At 65.2% G+C, this 16,558-nt stretch carries 13 protein-coding genes and 1 tRNA gene; 3 read left to right on the top strand and 11 right to left on the bottom strand.

Features of this window, described 5'->3' with window-relative positions; translation table 11 throughout:
- The first annotated feature begins 222 nt into the window (after positions 1-222).
- The gene (locus tag NMB96_RS18700; RefSeq protein WP_255085391.1) at positions 223-2,136 is read left to right on the top strand and encodes a CocE/NonD family hydrolase; all 1,914 of its coding nucleotides are present in this window, start codon (positions 223-225) and stop codon (positions 2,134-2,136) included.
- Here the strand turns inward: NMB96_RS18700 and NMB96_RS18695 are convergent.
- From NMB96_RS18695 to NMB96_RS18675, 5 genes are all read right to left on the bottom strand, one after another.
- Positions 2,117-3,343: a CynX/NimT family MFS transporter gene (locus NMB96_RS18695; protein ID WP_043889247.1), complete on the bottom strand. Its 1,227-nt coding sequence runs from the start codon at positions 3,341-3,343 to the stop codon at positions 2,117-2,119. The genes NMB96_RS18700 and NMB96_RS18695 overlap by 20 nt on opposite strands.
- Positions 3,344-3,466: 123 nt before the next feature.
- Positions 3,467-3,543, bottom strand: a tRNA-Pro gene (locus NMB96_RS18690).
- A gap of 59 nt (positions 3,544-3,602) precedes the next feature.
- On the bottom strand, positions 3,603-3,713 hold the full coding sequence (gene cydX, locus NMB96_RS18685) for a cytochrome bd-I oxidase subunit CydX (protein ID WP_006449411.1): 111 nt from the start codon (positions 3,711-3,713) through the stop codon (positions 3,603-3,605).
- Between the two features lie 87 nt (positions 3,714-3,800).
- Complete coding sequence (gene cydB, locus NMB96_RS18680) at positions 3,801-4,952, bottom strand: cytochrome d ubiquinol oxidase subunit II (protein WP_023904177.1); 1,152 nt, start codon at positions 4,950-4,952, stop codon at positions 3,801-3,803.
- Between the two features lie 15 nt (positions 4,953-4,967).
- Positions 4,968-6,590, bottom strand: coding sequence for a cytochrome ubiquinol oxidase subunit I (locus tag NMB96_RS18675; protein WP_255085390.1), 1,623 nt, complete (start codon positions 6,588-6,590; stop codon positions 4,968-4,970).
- A 148-nt stretch (positions 6,591-6,738) separates the two neighbouring features.
- Here NMB96_RS18675 and cydD point away from each other — a divergent pair, with 148 nt between their 5' ends.
- Both cydD and cydC read left to right on the top strand, forming a co-directional pair.
- Positions 6,739-8,481 (top strand): thiol reductant ABC exporter subunit CydD, encoded by a 1,743-nt coding sequence (gene cydD / locus NMB96_RS18670; RefSeq protein ID WP_255086992.1) that lies wholly within the window; start codon positions 6,739-6,741, stop codon positions 8,479-8,481.
- On the top strand, positions 8,478-10,154 hold the full coding sequence (gene cydC / locus NMB96_RS18665; RefSeq protein ID WP_255085389.1) for a thiol reductant ABC exporter subunit CydC: 1,677 nt from the start codon (positions 8,478-8,480) through the stop codon (positions 10,152-10,154). Before cydD ends, cydC begins: the two co-directional genes overlap by 4 nt.
- A 117-nt stretch (positions 10,155-10,271) precedes the next feature.
- Here cydC and NMB96_RS18660 read toward each other — a convergent pair whose 3' ends face one another.
- From NMB96_RS18660 to NMB96_RS18635, 6 genes are all read right to left on the bottom strand, one after another.
- A complete protein-coding gene (locus NMB96_RS18660) occupies positions 10,272-10,694 on the bottom strand; it encodes a DUF1294 domain-containing protein (RefSeq protein WP_255085388.1) in 423 nt (140 codons plus the stop codon).
- Complete coding sequence (metX, locus tag NMB96_RS18655; RefSeq protein WP_255085387.1) at positions 10,688-11,890, bottom strand: homoserine O-acetyltransferase MetX; 1,203 nt, start codon at positions 11,888-11,890, stop codon at positions 10,688-10,690. Before metX ends, NMB96_RS18660 begins: the two co-directional genes overlap by 7 nt.
- A gap of 674 nt (positions 11,891-12,564) precedes the next feature.
- Entirely contained in the window at positions 12,565-13,575 is a 1,011-nt protein-coding gene (locus NMB96_RS18650) for a tetratricopeptide repeat protein (protein WP_023904171.1), read from the bottom strand.
- On the bottom strand, positions 13,575-14,009 hold the full coding sequence (locus NMB96_RS18645; protein WP_023904170.1) for a cytochrome c-type biogenesis protein: 435 nt from the start codon (positions 14,007-14,009) through the stop codon (positions 13,575-13,577). The genes NMB96_RS18650 and NMB96_RS18645 overlap by 1 nt, the downstream gene beginning before the upstream one ends.
- The gene (locus NMB96_RS18640) at positions 14,006-14,608 is read right to left on the bottom strand and encodes a DsbE family thiol:disulfide interchange protein (RefSeq protein ID WP_006452120.1); all 603 of its coding nucleotides are present in this window, start codon (positions 14,606-14,608) and stop codon (positions 14,006-14,008) included. Before NMB96_RS18640 ends, NMB96_RS18645 begins: the two co-directional genes overlap by 4 nt.
- Positions 14,601-16,538 (bottom strand): heme lyase CcmF/NrfE family subunit, encoded by a 1,938-nt coding sequence (locus NMB96_RS18635; RefSeq protein WP_255085386.1) that lies wholly within the window; start codon positions 16,536-16,538, stop codon positions 14,601-14,603. Before NMB96_RS18635 ends, NMB96_RS18640 begins: the two co-directional genes overlap by 8 nt.
- Positions 16,539-16,558 lie beyond the last annotated feature (20 nt).

Genomic DNA, 16,558 nt, shown 5'->3' with positions numbered 1-16,558 from the left:
GCAGGTGGCGTTATCGACACTGCACTCCGGGTCGTCGTCACTCCAGTCGACCAGACTTCAGCGAACCAGATGCACCAGCGTGGGCAGACCGTGCGCCCCGTCCGACGGTCTCCCTCATGGGCAATCGCACGAGCTGAAGTTGCCACCCACGACCTTTGACACTCCCCTGGCAGGCCTGCGCCTGCCTACAGTGGACAGCTGCCCCGTCCTTCCGGAGTCGTCATGCGCCGCCTTGCCACCTGTTTGCTCGCCACCGCCATTGCTGCCGCCACCGGCAGCACGATGGCGCAAACCTCGCCGATGACGCCGGATATTACCGGCAAGCCGTTCGTGGCAGGCGACGCCGCCAACGACTACGTCAAACGCGAGGTGATGATCCCGATGCGCGACGGGGTCAAGCTGCATACGGTGATCGTGCTGCCCAAGGGCGCGCGCAATGCGCCGATCGTGCTCACGCGCACGCCGTACGACGCCAGCGGCCGCACCGAGCGTCTGGCCTCGCCGCATATGAAGGACCTGTTGTCTGCAGGCGATGACGTGTTCGTGGAAGGCGGCTATATCCGCGTGTTCCAGGATGTGCGCGGCAAGTACGGCTCGGAAGGCGAGTACGTAATGACCCGGCCGTTGCGTGGCGCGCTCAATCCCAGCGAGGTCGACCATGCCACCGATGCCTGGGACACCATCGATTGGCTGGTGAAGAACCTCAAGGAGTCCAACGGCAAGGTCGGCATGATCGGCTCGTCCTACGAAGGTTTCACCGTGGTGATGGCGCTGACCAATCCGCATCCCGCATTGAAGGTAGCTGCGCCGGAGAGCCCGATGATCGATGGCTGGATGGGCGACGACTGGTTCAATTACGGTGCGTTCCGCCAGGTCAATTTCGACTACTTCACCGGCCAGCTCAGCAAGCGCGGCAAGGGCGCCGGCATCCCGCGTCAGGGGCACGACGATTACAGCAATTTCCTGCAGGCCGGCTCGGCCGGCGACTTCGCCAAGGCCGCCGGCCTGGAGCAGCTGCCGTGGTGGCACAAGCTCACCGAACACGCGGCTTACGACAACTTCTGGCAGGAGCAGGCGCTGGACAAGGTGATGGCACGCACGCCGTTGAAAGTGCCGACCATGTGGTTGCAGGGCCTCTGGGACCAGGAAGACATGTGGGGCGCCATCCACAGTTACGCGGCGATGGAACCGCGCGACAAGCGCAATACGCTCAACTATCTGGTGATGGGGCCGTGGCGGCACAGCCAGGTCAATAGCGACGCCAGTTCACTGGGTGCACTGAATTTCGACGGCGATACCGCGCGCCAGTTCCGTCGCGATGTGCTGCGCCCGTTCTTCGATCAATACCTGGTCGATGGCGCGCCCAAGGCGAGCACGCCGCCGGTATTCATCTACAACACCGGCGAAAACCATTGGGACCGTCTGCAGGCCTGGCCGCGCAGTTGCGCCAAGGGTTGTGCCTCGACCAGCAAGCCGCTGTATCTGCAGGCCGGCGGCAAGCTGTCGTTCCAGCAGCCGGCGGCGGGGCAGGTGGGCTTTGAGGAATACGTCTCCGACCCGGCCAAGCCGGTGCCGTTCGCGCCGCGCCCGGTGGACTTCGGCGATCGCGCCATGTGGACCACCTGGCTGGTGCAGGACCAGCGCTTCGTCGATGGCCGTCCGGACGTGCTGACCTTCGTCACCGAGCCGTTGACCGAGCCCTTGCAGATCGCCGGCGCACCGGAAGTGCATCTGCAGGCCTCCACCAGCGGCAGCGACAGCGATTGGGTGGTGAAGCTGATCGACGTGTATCCTGACGAGATGGCCTCCACTCCCAAGATGGGCGGCTACGAGCTCCCCGTCTCGCTGGCGATCTTCCGCGGCCGCTACCGCGAGAGTTTCAGCACGCCCAAGCCGCTGGCAGCCAATCAGCCGCTGGGGTTCCAGTTCGGCCTGCCGACTGCCAATCACACCTTCCAGCCCGGGCACCGGGTGATGGTGCAGGTGCAGTCCAGCCTGTTTCCGCTGTACGACCGCAACCCGCAGACCTATGTGCCGAACATCTTCTTCGCCAAACCAGGCGATTACCTGAAAGCCACACAGCGGGTTTACGTGACACCGGAGCAGCCCAGCTACATCAGTCTGCCGTTACGTTGAGCACACGGGCGCCGCGTGCTGGCGGCGCCCAGACGTCTTCCAGCAGCTGCGGGCGGCAGGCCACCCAGGCGGCGGCCAGCTGCACCAGCAGGCAGATGACCAGGAACACGAACGGCGACGTCCAGCCGCCGTGGTGCGCGTGCAACCAGCCGAACAGGAACGGCCCCAGGCAGCTCACCGCATACCCCATGCCCTGCGAGAATCCGGACAACGCTGCCGACCCGGCAGCGGTGCGGCAGCGTTGATTGACCAGCACCAGCGCCAGCGGAAACGTGCTCGGACCCAAACCCAGCAAGGTCACCCAGAGAATCGGCGCGGCCAGCGGTGCCCACCACAGCCCGGCAAACGCGACCAGATGGCAGGCCGCGCACAGCAGCACGATCGGGAAGGGATTGCGCATGCGCACCGCCAGCGCCGGCATGGTCAACGCGCCGACCATGCCCAATGCCGCAAACAGCGCGACCATGGTGCCGCCGAATGCGGGCGAGGCGCCGGCTTCGCGCAGCAGCGTCGGCAGCCAGGTGAACATCGAATAGGTGATCAGCGAGGTCATGCCGAAGGTCAGCGCCATGCTCCAGCCCAACGCTGTGCGTGCGACGCGGCCTTCTGCCTCGGTTGTCGGCGTGATCGGTGCAGGCCCGGTGGCGCGCAGGCGGCGATGGTTGGCGTACACCAACGCCCAGGCCGCAAACGCCAGCAATGCCGGCAATACCCACACCACCATCGAGCTGCGCCAGCCCAGCGCATCGGCCACCGGCACCGCCAGCAACGCGGGCAACAAGGTGCCGATCTGCAGCACGGTGATGTACAGCGTGCTGACCCCGCCCACGCGATCGCCGAAATAGCGCTTCACCAGCGGCGGCAACACCACGTTGCCCATGCCCATGCCGGCCAGCGCAATCAGCGATCCGACCAGCAGGCCGGCGGTGTCCGGCAGCAGCGGTCGCAACACTAATCCGAGCGTGGCCAATGCCATCGACAACAGCGCAGTGCGCAGCAGGCCGAAGCGGCGCAGCAACGCGGGCGTGGCGACGCCGGTGAGTGCGAACGCAGCGGTCGGCAACATGCCGATCGCACCCATGGTGGGCGCACCGAATGCGTACTCATCTGCGATGCGTTCCAGCAGCGGCGTCAACGAGGTGACCGCCGTACGCAAGTTGAATGCGGACAACAAAATGGCAGCCAGCACCAACCCGCGGCCACGCAACTGGGCAGACGAGGAAGCACCGGCAATGACAACAGACATGACAGACCATCCGCATTGCGCGCATCGCTGCGCCAACGCCTGAAAACACAAAACCGGCACGAGGCCGGTTTTGTGTTTTGAAACTGGTCGGGGAGACAGGATTCGAACCTGCGACCTCTACGTCCCGAACGTAGCGCTCTACCAGACTGAGCTACACCCCGAAGGAGCCGCGTATGTTACATACGGATTGCCGAATCGGCAAGCATCTGCGCGATTTATTTTACTGGCGCGGCTGACCACGCTCGGATTCGCGTGCTTCGAACCACATGCCGTTGAGCACGGCAGCCAACGCAGCCAGGCCGGTGCCGAGGATCCATGCGAAATACCACATCGGTGTTCTCCTTAAAATTGTTGAAGGGTGTGAGATGTCGAGCGGGTGCGGCAACGTGCTTGTGCACCGCAGTCGCAGCGGGCGCGGTCAATACGCGTTGGGATTGGCCGATAGTTCATCGGCGGTGACCTTGCCCTTGAGCACGCGGTAGACCCAGCTTGTGTAGGCCAGCACGATCGGCATGAACACCGCCGTCGCCAGCAACATGATCCACAGCGTCAGACGGCTGCTGGACGCATCCCACAGCGTCAAGCTCATGCGCGGTGCAGTGGAGGAGGGCAGCAGGAACGGAAACAGCGCAAAGCCGACAGTGAGAATGATGCCGACGATGGCGCAGCCCGAGGCGATGAACGCCAGGCCGCCACGCCGCACACGCAGCAGCAGCGCATTCATCGCAAGCCCGACCAGGCCGACCAGCGGTGCCATCAAGGTGGCCGGCATGCTGCTGTAGTTGTGCAGCCAGCCACCGGCGGCGGTGAGCGCGGCGGTCTTGGCCAGCGGATTGGTCGGCGCATCGGTGGCCAGGACCGAAGTCACCGCGTAACCAGGCAGACCCAGCGCGACCCATGCACCGGCACCTGCGAACAGCGCCACCGCACACAACGCGGCGATGCTGCCGAGGCGCGCGGCGCGATCGGCCACCGGCCCATCGGTCTTGAGCACCAGCATCGCCGCCCCGTGCGCCATCAGCATCGCCACGCTGAGCAAACCGGCGAGCAGTGCGAATGGCGTCAGCAAGCCGAACAGATTGCCGGTATAGAAGATGCGCATGCTGTCGTCGAAATGGAACGGCACCCCGAGCAGCACGTTGCCGACCGCCACGCCCATGATCAGCGCAGGAATGCAGCCGCCGATAAACAACGCCCAGTCCCAGTTATTGCGCCAGCGCTGATCGGCCAGCTTGCCACGGAACTTGAAACCGACCGGACGCAGGATCAGCGCGAACAGGATCAGGAACATCGCCAGATAGAATCCGGAAAAACTCACCGCGTACAGCGGCGGGAACGCAGCGAAGATCGCGCCGCCGCCCAGGATCAGCCACACCTGGTTGCCTTCCCAGACCGGGCCGATGGTGTTGATCACCAGGCGGCGTTCGGCATCGTTACGGGCAACCAGCGGCAGCAACGTGCTGACCCCCAGATCGAAGCCGCCCATCACCGCGTAACCGGACAGCAAGACGCCCAGCAGCAGCCACCAGATCACGCGCAGTGTGGTGTAGTCGAGCAAGATGAAATCCATGGTGTTTCTCCTGGCTTACGGTGCGCCGCCGGCCAACGCACCGGTGCTCAATGGGGCGCTGGGTGAGGAAGCGTGAGGCGATGTGGTGTTCGGCGAGGTGCCTTGATATGTCGGCGGAAACAGCGCATCCGGGCCCTTGCGGATGGTCTTCAGCGACAGCTTGATCGCGATGACCAGCAGCGTGGTGTACAGCGCGGTGAAGCCGACCAAGGTCAACACGATTTCGTACAGATCCAGGCCAGAGGCGGCATAGAAGGTCGGCAGCACGCCTTCCACCGCCCACGGCTGGCGGCCGTATTCGGCCACGAACCAACCGCATTCGATCGCAATCCACGGCAGCGGCAGCGTCCACAGCGCCAGCGTCAGGAACCAGCGCTTGTCCTGGAAGTTGTGCTTGCAGGCAAACCAGAACGCGACGGCGAAGAACACGATCAGGTAGATGCCGATGGCGGCCATGATGCGGAAGGTCCAGAACAGCGGCAGCACCCGCGGTACGGTGTCCATGGCGGCCTGAGCGATCTGCTCCGGCGTGGCATTGCCGATATCGTCGCGATAACGCTTGAGCAGCAGGCCGTGGCCCAGATCCTGCCAATGCGCATCGAACACCTTGCGCGCTTCGGCATCGTCCTTGTTGGCGCGCACGCGCTCCAATGCACCGTAGGCGATCTGGCCGCCGCGGATGCGATGCTCGGCACGCCCCACCAGTTCCAGAATGCCGGGAATCGGCTCATCCAGCGAACGGGTCGCGATCAAGCCCATCAGATACGGAATCTTGATCGCGTAGTCGTTGCGATGGGTCTGCTGATTGGGAATGCCGAACGCGGTGAAGTCGGCCGGCGCGGCTTCGGTTTCCCACATTGCCTCGATCGCTGCCAATTTCATTTTCTGATGTTCGTTGGCGGCATAGCCGCTCTCATCGCCGAGCACCACCACCGACAGCGACGACAACAGGCCGAACGCGGCAGCCACGGCGAACGAGCGTCGCGCCATCTCCACATGCTTGCCGCGCAGCAGGTAGAACGCGCTGATCGACATCACGAACACCGCACCTAGCACGTAGCCCGCGCTGACGGTATGCACGAACTTGGCCTGCGCCACCGGGTTGAACAGCACCGCCATGAAATCGACCACCTCCATGCGCATGGTGTCCGGGTTGAACACCGCGCCGGCCGGGTTCTGCATCCAGCCGTTGGCGATCAGGATCCACAGTGCCGAGAAGTTGCTGCCCAGCGCCACCAGCCAGGTGGTGGCCAGATGCTGCACCTTGCTCAGGCGGTTCCAGCCGAGGAAGAACAGGCCCAGGAAGGTCGCCTCCAGGAAGAACGCCATCAACCCTTCGATCGCCAGCGGCGCGCCGAAGATGTCGCCCACGTAATGGCTGTAGTACGACCAGTTCATGCCGAACTCGAACTCCATCACGATGCCGGTGCCGACACCCATGGCGAAGTTGATGCCGAACAGCACGCCCCAGAACATGGTCATGCGCCGCCAGATCTGCTTGCCGGTCATCACATAGACGCTCTCCATGATGCCGAGCAGGAACGACAGGCCCATGGTCAGCGGCGGAAAGATGAAGTGGTACATCGCGGTGACTGCGAACTGCAGCCGCGACAGTTCAACAACTGTCGAGTCGATCATGGCGGGGTGGCCTGGTTGGGTGTCGATGAAGGAATGCAACCGATCATCTGCGCTTGCCGCGACATGCGCGTTGATCCAAATCAATGCCGTGGCGAGCGGGTGCGGCACAATGCGCAGCCCGTAGCGGGAAGTGGCGACTTACAATCGCTTGCAACACGATGTCTTCTTAGAGAGCGATGTGAGCCAGCCCAGCGTGCGAGCCAGCGAAACGCCAGCCCAGCGCCGTCAACGCGGCCAATGGCTGGATGCGCTCGCCGCACCGGCTGCGCGTGCGAAGCGGCTGGCTGGTGTGGCGGTCGCGGTGTCGGGCGGGCTGCTGCTGGCGCAAGCAGCGGCGATCGCCTGGTTGTTGCAGGCGGTGCTGGTGCAGCATCTGCCGCTGCTGCACTTACGCGATGTGGGCGTGGGGTTGTTGGCTGTACTGGTCGGACGCGCCTTGCTCAATGCCTGGGCGCAGTCGCTGACCGGCGAGGTGGCCGATGTGGCCAAACGCGAACTGCGGGCACGCATCGCACGCCGCCTGGTGCAGCACGGGCCGGTGTGGTTGCGTCGGCAACGCAGCGGCGAACTGGGCGAGCTGAGCCTGGCGCACACCGATGCGCTGGAGGGCTATTTCGTTGGCTATCAACTGGCGCGCACCGAGATGATGCTGGTGCCGCCGCTGATCCTGATCGCAGTGTTCTCGGTCGACTGGGTGGTGGGCCTGGTGTTGCTGCTGACTGCGCCACTGATCCCGTTCTTCATGATGCTGGTGGGTTGGGGCGCCGAAGCTGCGGGGCGCGAGCAACTCGGCGAGCTGGCGCGGATGGGCGGGCACTTTGCCGATCGCCTCAAGGGCCTGGGCCTGCTGCGTGTGTACGGGCGCGGCGAAGCCGAGTTGAGCGGCATTGCCGCCGCAGCCGAGGGCGTGCGCGAGCGCTCGCTCAAGGTGCTGCGGATCGCGTTCCTGTCGTCCACGGTGCTGGAATTCTTCGCCTCGGTGAGCGTGGCGATCGTGGCGCTGTACTTTGGCCTGAGTTATCTGGGCATGCTCGATCTGCACGGCCTGCCGACGCTGGGCGCGGGCATGTTCTGCCTGCTGCTGGCACCGGAATTCTTCGCGCCGCTGCGCAGGCTTGCCGCGCATTACCACGACCGTGCCAATGCGCTGGCGGCGGTGGCCGAAGCCGAGCGCTTGCTGGAAGGATTCGCGCCGCCCGCAATCGCGCAAGCAGCCACGGTGCCGCCGCGTGCATTGGAGCCGGCGCAGGCACATGCGCCATTGTTGCAGGCGCGTGGACTGGCGCTGCGTCCACCGGGCGCGCCACACGTGGTGGTGGAGCATTTTTCGCTGATCTTGCAGCCCGGGCAGCGCGTGGCGGTGATCGGTGCAAGCGGCAGCGGCAAGAGCACCTTGCTGGAAGGTCTTGCCGGCTGGCTTGCGCCCGAGGCGGGTAGCGTTGCGCTGCGTCCGGGTGCACGCATCGGCTACGCCACGCAGCGGCCGTATCTGTTTCACGGCAGCATCGCCGACAACCTGCGCCTGGCCGATCCACAGGCCAGCGATGCGCGGCTGCATGCGGTGGCCGACGCGGCGCAAGTATTGCGCTTTGCCGCGCAGCTGCCGGCCGGCCTGGACACGGTGATCGGCGAGCGCGGCTTCGGGCTCTCCGGTGGCGAGGCGCGTCGCGTGGCCCTGGCGCGGCTGTTGCTGCGCGAGCCGGACCTGTTGCTGCTGGACGAGCCCACCGCCTTTCTCGACCCCGATACCGAAGCGGAGCTGCTGCGCACGCTGGGCGTGTTCGCACGCGGCCGCGCGGTGATCCTGGCCACGCACAGCGCTGCGGTAATGCGCTGGGCCGATACCGTGATCGATCTGCGCGGCGCCACCGTCGCAGCGGAGCTGCCATGAACAGCACACCCCCCGATCGTCTGCGCGATGTATTCCGCCAGCATGTCTGGCGCCTGCTGCTGTCGGCCTTGTTGGTGCTGGTCACCATGCTGGCAGGCGTCGGTTTGCTCGGCCTGTCCGGCAGTTTCCTGACCGCCGCTGCATTGGCGGGTGTTGCCGGCATGGGCACAGGTTTCAATTTCTTCTCGCCCTCGGCCGGCATTCGCGCGCTGACCTTTGCGCGCATCGTTTCGCGCTATGGCGAAAAATTGATCGGCCACGACGCCACGCTGCGCATCGCCCGCGATCTGCGCGTGTGGTTCTTCCGCCGTGCGTTGCCGCTTGCGCCAGGCCGGTTGTCGGCCACGCGTACCGGCGATCTGCTGGCGCGGCTGATGTCCGATATCGGCGAAGTTGATGGCTTGAGCGTGCGCGCGCTGGCGCCGTTGACCGCATTGCTCGGGATCTGGCTTGCTGGTGAGGGTGCAGCGGCGCTGATCTATCCGCCCGCCGCGCTGTTGCTGATACTGCTCGGTGTGGTCATCGGTGGCGTGGTGCCGTGGCAGGTGGCACGCGGCGGTGCGCAGCGCGAACAGCTGCGCGCGCAGCAACGCACCGCGTTGCGGACGCAGGCGTTCGAGGGATTGGAAGGTGCAGCGGATCTCACCGCAGTGGATGCGCAAGGTGCCTGGTTGCATCAGGTCGATGCGGCTGCGGCGGCCGTCGTCGACGGCGACCGCATTCAGCGCCGTCGCTTGATCGGCGGCAATCTGCTGCACGCCTTCTGTGGCGGCATCGGCCTGGCCGGCATGGTGTGGCTTGGGTTGAGTGCGGCAGAGCGCGGATTGATTGCGGCGGAGATGGCGGCCGGCTTGGTGTTTTTGACCATGGCGTTGCTGGAAGTCTGGGCCGGCGCCGGGCTCGCCTTGCAGGCACTGCAGCGCGCACGCGTTGCGGCCAAACGCCTGCAGTCCATCGTCGATCAGGCGCCGTCGGTCGTCGATCCGCCGCACGCCACGGATGCGCCGCGCAGCGGCACGCTGCAGCTGCATCAGGTCAGCTTTGCGTGGCCGGGCAGCGTGCGTCCGGTGTTGAAAGGTCTCGATCTGACGCTGGCGCCTGGCGAGCGTATCGCCATCAGCGGCGACAGCGGCAGCGGCAAGAGCACCTTGTCCGCACTGCTACTGCGTTTGTGGGATCCGCAGGCCGGGCAGGTGACCTACGCCGATATCGACCTGCGCCACTTCGCGCAGACGCAATGGCATCGACGCATCGCCTGGCTGCCGCAGAACGCCCCGGTTTTTGCCGGCACGGTGCGCGACAATCTGCTGATCGGCGATGCCAGCGCCAGCGATGCCACCATGTGGAGCGTGCTGGATCAGGTGCGTCTGCGCGAGTGGGCCACTGCGCAGAACGGCCTGGACACCTGGGTTGGCGAAAACGGTGCCACGCTCTCTGCCGGACAGGCGCGCCGGCTGGCACTCGCACGCGCGCTGCTGCGCGACGCACCGATCCTGTTGCTGGACGAACCCACCGACGGCCTGGATGTGGATACCGCAGACGCGTTGCTGCTGGATCTCTCCGCTGCGCTCGGCGAACGCAGCCTGGTGATGATCACCCACGACAGCCTGCCGGCTGGCGTGGTGCATCGGCGGTATCGCATGCGTGCGGGTGTGTTGGAACTGTTGCGCTGACGCGTTTCTTTCAATGCGCCAGCAGCGAATAGGTGGCGACCCATGCCCATGTCGTGCGGACGGGGGTTGCAGGTCTTCGCGTTGATTTCTTGCACGCACGCATTGCACGTGTGCGGCTCATTCCAGCAGCGCGTGTAATGCAGCCATCAGTGCAGACTGGCGTAATGCCAGAACCAACACGGCGACGTTCACCATGACGATGATCCAGAACCACGCCTGGAAGGCCGCCTTGCTGGATTTATGTCGGAACAGCCCCTGCGCCAACAACGCACCCGGCCATCCGCCGAGCAGCGCGATGATGTGCAAGGTCGTTTCCGGTGTGCGTTGCTGGCCGCGCTGTGCTGCGCTCTTGTCGCGCCGGTAGACGATCATCGCCACCACACTGGCGGCCGCGTACCACAGTGCCAGCAGCGCCGGCAGTCGACCTGCAACCACCATCGCTGCCATGCCGGTCAGAAACAGCAGGGCCAGCGTCTTGCGCGGCAGGCCACGATGCTTGGGAAGATCACGGCGCCGTTGCGCGGTTCTGGAAATTAGCAAGCATCCAGAAAGGTGCGCACGGCCGGACCGAAGCGCGCGAAATCGACCAGGAAGGCGTCGTGGCCCTGTGGCGAATCCAGCCCGAGAAACTGGGCATTGGCGCCGCCGGCGCGTAAGCCTTCGGCGATCTGTTCCTGTTGCTGCACGGGAAACAGGATATCGGTATTGGCACCGATCGCCAGCGCGCGCGCGATGCGGATCTGCGCCAGGCCGGCCAGCACCGTGGCATCGGTCGAGACGCCTGTGTCTGGCTTGGCGGCGAGGTGTGAATTATCGACTTGCTGGCCATCGACTCCGGCGTCAATGACCGGTTTGTCGGCGACATATTCGGCCAGATCGAACCAGTCCATCGAGCGGCTCAGATACAGATAGCAATTGGGATCGAAGAAGCGCACGAAGCGGCGCGCGTGACCTTCCAGATAACTTTCTACCTGGAATTCCAGGCCGAACGGGTCGTCGGCAGCCTGTTCGGAATCCAGCCGCACGCGGCCGAAGCGGCCGTCCCATTCCAGTGCGGAGCGGTAAGTGATCACGCCGAGTTTGCGCGCCATACGCATGCCCGATTCGGGATAACGGGTATCGTCGTAGCGGCCGCCGTTCCAGTGCGGATCCAGGCGGATGGCTTCACGCTGCAGCGAGCGGATGGCGATCGAAAACGGCAGTGCCTGCGCGCTGCCGGAGATGTTGATGTGGCTGCGCGCAATGCCTTGGTGCCGCAGCAGCAACGCCAACGCGGTCATGCCGCCCATCGAGTTGCCGATCAGGCAGGCCAGTTGTTCGATGCCCAACGCACGCACGACATCGGCTGCAGCATCGGCCACATCTTCGATCGACAACTCCGGAAATGTCAGGCGATACAGCGCGCCGGTGGCGGGGTCGATCGAGGCCGGGCCGGTCGAGCCCTTGCAACTGCCCAGGGAATTGACGCACACCACGAACCAGCGCTCGGTATCAATCGGCTTGCCTGGCCCGAGCATCGCTTCCCACCAACCCGGTTCGGGGTTGGCTTGATTTGCCGCAGCATGCGCGTTCGGCGACAACCCGGTGACGATCAACACCGCATTGCTGCGATCGGCGGCCAGCGTGCCCCAGGTTTCGTAGGCGACGTGCGCCTGGTGCAGCGCGCCGCCACGCTTCATCGGAAACGGCGAGGGCAGGGCGTGGAAGCGCGTGCCGGGGGGAATGAATTCAGTCATGTCGCAATTCTATCTGCCATGGCGTGCGCCGGGTGCAGGATGGGAATGGGTTTGAGCCCTTGCGCTGCTTGATGTCAGCCTTCAGAGCGCTGATCTGCTTCTTGGCTGCAGGGCCCTTGCCCGCCCACCGTCGCGGGACACGCCGCAAGTACGTCCGTGTAGGCTCTTACGCGGCATCCATGCCGCGTAAGGTCCCGCGAGGGTGGGCGGGCAAGGACCAGTCGATATGGTCGGTGTGCATGGTGCAAGCAATGCATGACGTACTTCTGATGCGCTGGATCTCTGTAGTTGCGGCCCGTACTCGCAAGCCAATGCAACCCGCGAGATGACCCGCTTTTTACTTGGCTACCGACCAACTTCCTGGTGCGGTGTCCTTGCCGATTGCGGGACCGTGTGGCGGCATGGATGCCGCTACCTAGCCCTCATGGACGGGTTTACGGCGTGTCCCGCGAGCGGCGAGGGCATCGCACCCTCGACCAACGCGGCTTGGGACCATCCAGATGACGTTGGTAGCAGCTAACACAACGATGGCGCAGCCGTTACTCGGTGCGGCATGTGATAAGTGACGCTCCGATTCCTCGGCGCCGTCCACATCGGCCTTACGACTGCGCGCTACGTTTTGTGGCCGCTCTTCGTCCATTGGCCCAAGCGTCGCGACGAAACATGGCGAGCAATCAGCGCCCGATCACCAACTCCACTGGAGCATCGGCCGGGAGTGCCACCATCACTGGCGCGCTTTCCACATCGTCGGCCTGGCGCATTGCGTTGCCGCTGCGCGACACCCGTGCCAGCACCTGCACTTTGTCCAGCGACGACAGCGTGCGCGTCGGCATCGGGCTGTCGCCATCGTCCAGGGTGATGGTCAACGGCAATTCGCTGAGCGCGTGTTTTTCCACCGCCACCGGCATCGGGGTGTCTGCCGCGCGTGCGATCACGAAGACGCTGGTATTGCCGGGCAATCCGGCGCGTTTGGCGAACTCGGCATCCAGCGTTACGCGCACCTGGATGCGTTTGCCGCTGGCTGCAGCAGCAGGCGCAGCCGGTGCCTGAATCAGCTCAAGCTTTGCTTCCTGGCGCGCGGCATTGATCTGTTCGAGCAGGCCGGGGCGGGTGTTGGCATCGACCACAGCGAGCAACGGCGTCCAGGTCTCGCTGGCCCTGGCCGGTTGACCGGCCTGGCGCTGCACCACACCGAGAAACCAGCGCGCGCGTTGATGGTCCGGTTGCACCGCCAACGCGTGTTCGAGCAAGCGCATGGCCTCTGGATCCGGGCGCCCGCTTTCGTCGGCGAGCATGCGCGATTGCGCGGCAGCCACCAGCACGTCCGGCTCATCCGGGCGCAACGCAACCGCGCGCGCAAATGCGTCACGCGCTTCGGCGAATTTTTGCTGGCTGGACAGTGAGCGCCCCAGCAACACCCAGCCTTCGGCCTGATCGGGATTGCTTGCCAATGCCGCGCGCAGTTGCACAATGGCTTCGTCCAACGAGCGTGGTGTGGCGGGCCGATTGGCCGGCTGTTGAATCGCACTCGGCGTACCGACCAGCCAATACAAGGCCGCGCTCGCGGCCAGCAACAACATCGCGACGCTGGCAGCCAGCCCGCGTGTCTGGCGCCACAGCGGCCGCAGCGCCACGGCGAACGCGAGCAAGGCCAGCACCACCACTGCAATGACGAAGCCGACCATCACCACTCCTGCTCATCGGCGGGCAGGGCGGGCGCAGCAACGCTGCGTCTGCGCACCACGAACACAACCGCGCCACCGCCCAGCAACAACACCAGCAGCGGGCCGAACCACAGCAGCCAGGTGCGCGATTCGACACGCGGGCGATACAGCACGAACTCGCCATAGCGCGCGACCAGAAACTGGCGGATCTGCGTATCGCTGCGGCCTTCGTGCATCAACGCCAACACTTCGCGGCGCAGGTCCTGCGCAATTTGCGCATTGGAGTCGGCCAGCGACTGGTTCTGGCATTGCACGCAACGCAATTCGGCAGTCAACGCGTGGAAGCGTGCTTCTTCTTCGGCAGAGGCATAGCGCAGCGGCGCCGGGTCGCCGACCGGCTGTGCCAGGGCCAGCCAGGGCAACAACAGCAGCGTCAGCAGCCAGGCGCGCATCATCGGCTGGTGTGCAGATCCGGTGCGGCGCTGGGCGAGCGCTCGATCTTGCTCAACGCCGGAATCAGTTGCGTGTCGATGATGGATTGGGTGAGCATGCCGCTGTATTTCCAGCGCACCACGCCGCGCCCGTCGACCAGGAAGGTTTCCGGTGCCGCCGCAATACCGAAGTCGATCGCGGTACGGCCGTCTTTGTCGGCGACCACCAGCAGATACGGGTTGCCCAGTTGTTCGAGCCAGCGCAGCGCATCGGTGCGCTCGTCCTTCCAGTTGTAGCCGATCACGCGCACGCGCTTGGTCAGCGCAAAGCGGCTCAGCACCGGGTGTTCTTCGCGGCAGGCCGGGCACCAGCTGCCCCACACGTTGATGATGTAGGGGGCGCCACGCAGCTCGCGTGCGTGCACCACGATGCTTGGGTCGTGCAGCAATGGCAGCGCGAACTCCGGCGCAGGCTTGCCGATCAGTGCCGAGGGCAGGGCATCGCGATCGTCCTGACCGGAGCGCACCACCGCGTAGACCAGCAGCGCTGCAAGTGCGAGCAGCAGCACGATGGCACCCACGAGTACGGCAGTGGGTAGGCGGGGCGAACGTGACTCAACCATCTTGGATCTCCGGAGAACGACGAAAACGCCGGTCGGCCGCGGTGACCAGGCCACCGAGCGCCATCAGCAGCGCTCCCAGCCAGATCCAGCGGACGAACGGTTTGAGGTGGACGCGCACCGCCCAGGCCTGATTGCCCAGCGGTTCGCCAAGGGCGACATACAGATCGCCGAACGGACCGGGACGGATCGCCGCCTCGGTCAAGGTCTGCCCGCCGCTGGCGTAGCGGCGTTTTTCCGCATACAACAGGCCCACCGGCGCATCGTCCTTGAACACCTGCAGGTTGGCACGATCGGAGACGTAATTGGGCCCGCGCAATTCTTCGACGTGATCGAAGTGCAGCGCGTAGCGGCCGATCTGCATCTGCTCACCGGGCGCCAACGCGACCTCGCGCTGCAGGCTCAGCGATTCCACCAGCAGCGCACCGGCCAGGAACACCGCCACGCCCAGATGCGCCAGCACCATGCCAAGCATTTCGGCGGTGAATTTCCGTCCCTTGGCCGCGCGCCGCGTCCACAGGAACCGCAACGTGCCGAACAGGACCCAGGCTGCGCCGGCCACACCGATCGCCGCTTTCAGCTGACCCTGCGGGGCGACGAACCATGCCAGCACGCCTGCGGCAACCGCCAGGCCCGCCCACGGCGCCAACATCGCCAACGGGCGCGAGGCCTGCTCGCGCTGCCAGCGGGTCAATGGGCCGAACGGCAGCAGCGCCACCAGCGGCGCCATCAACACCAAAAACAGCGTGCCGAAGTAGGGCGGGCCCACCGACAACTTGCCCAGCCCAAGCGCGTCGGCCAGCAGCGGATACAGCGTGCCCAGCAACACCATCGCGCAGGCGCAGGTGAGCAGCAGGTTATTCAACAGCAACAAGGTTTCGCGCGAGCTGCCGGCGAACGCGCGGCGCGGGTCATCGACCAGCGACAAGCGCGGCGCGCGAATCGCATACAGCACCAGCGAACCACCCACCACTGCCAGCAGGAACACCAGAATAAACAGCCCGCGCGAGGGATCGGCCGCAAACGAATGCACGCTGGTCAGCACGCCCGAGCGCACCAAAAACGTACCCAATAGCGACAATGAAAATGCAGCGATCGCCAGCAATAACGTCCAGCTGGCGAAGTTGCCGCGCTTTTCGGTCACCGCCTGCGAATGCAGCAACGCAGTGCCCACCAGCCACGGCATGAAACTGGCGTTTTCCACCGGGTCCCAGAACCACCAACCGCCCCAGCCCAGTTCGTAATACGCCCACCAGCTGCCCAGCGCGATGCCGACGGTGAGCATCGCCCAGGCCACATTGGTCCACGGCCGCGTCCAGCGCAGCCAGCGTGCATCCATCCGGCCTTCCAGCAGCGCGGCGATGGCGAAGGCGAACGGCACCGCAAAGCCGACGTAGCCGCAATACAGCATCGGCGGATGGATGATCAGGCCCGGATCCTGCAACAGCGGGTTGAGATCGGCGCCTTCCAGCGGTACCGGGAACAACCGCGCAAACGGATTGGAGGTGAACAGCAAGAACGCCAGGAACCCAATGCTCACCAGCGCCATCACCCCGAGCACGCGCGCGATGACATGTTCGGGCAGCTGCAGCGACCAGATCGCCACCGCGCCGGTCCACAGCGCCAGCACCAGCGTCCACAGCAGCAGCGAGCCTTCGTGCGCGCCCCACACTGCCGAGTAGCGATACATCACCGGCAACAAACTGTTGGAATTCTCAGCGACGTAGCGCACCGAAAAGTCCTGCACCAGGAAGGCATGCGTCAACAGCGCGAATGCCGCGGCGATCAGGCCGAGCTGCACCAGGGCTGCCGGCCGCGCGACCGCCATCCAGCTACTGCGTCCGCGCTGCGCGCCGGCCAGCGGCAGCGCGGCCTGCACCAACGCCACCAGCAACGCCAGAATCAGCAGGAAGGTGCCGAGCTCAGGCAGCATTGGGCAGGCGCGTTTTTGAC

Origin of the sequence: Xanthomonas hortorum, assembly GCF_024339125.1 — a bacterium.
GTDB lineage: Bacteria > Pseudomonadota > Gammaproteobacteria > Xanthomonadales > Xanthomonadaceae > Xanthomonas > Xanthomonas hortorum.
This window is presented reverse-complemented; position numbering and strand designations above follow the sequence as displayed.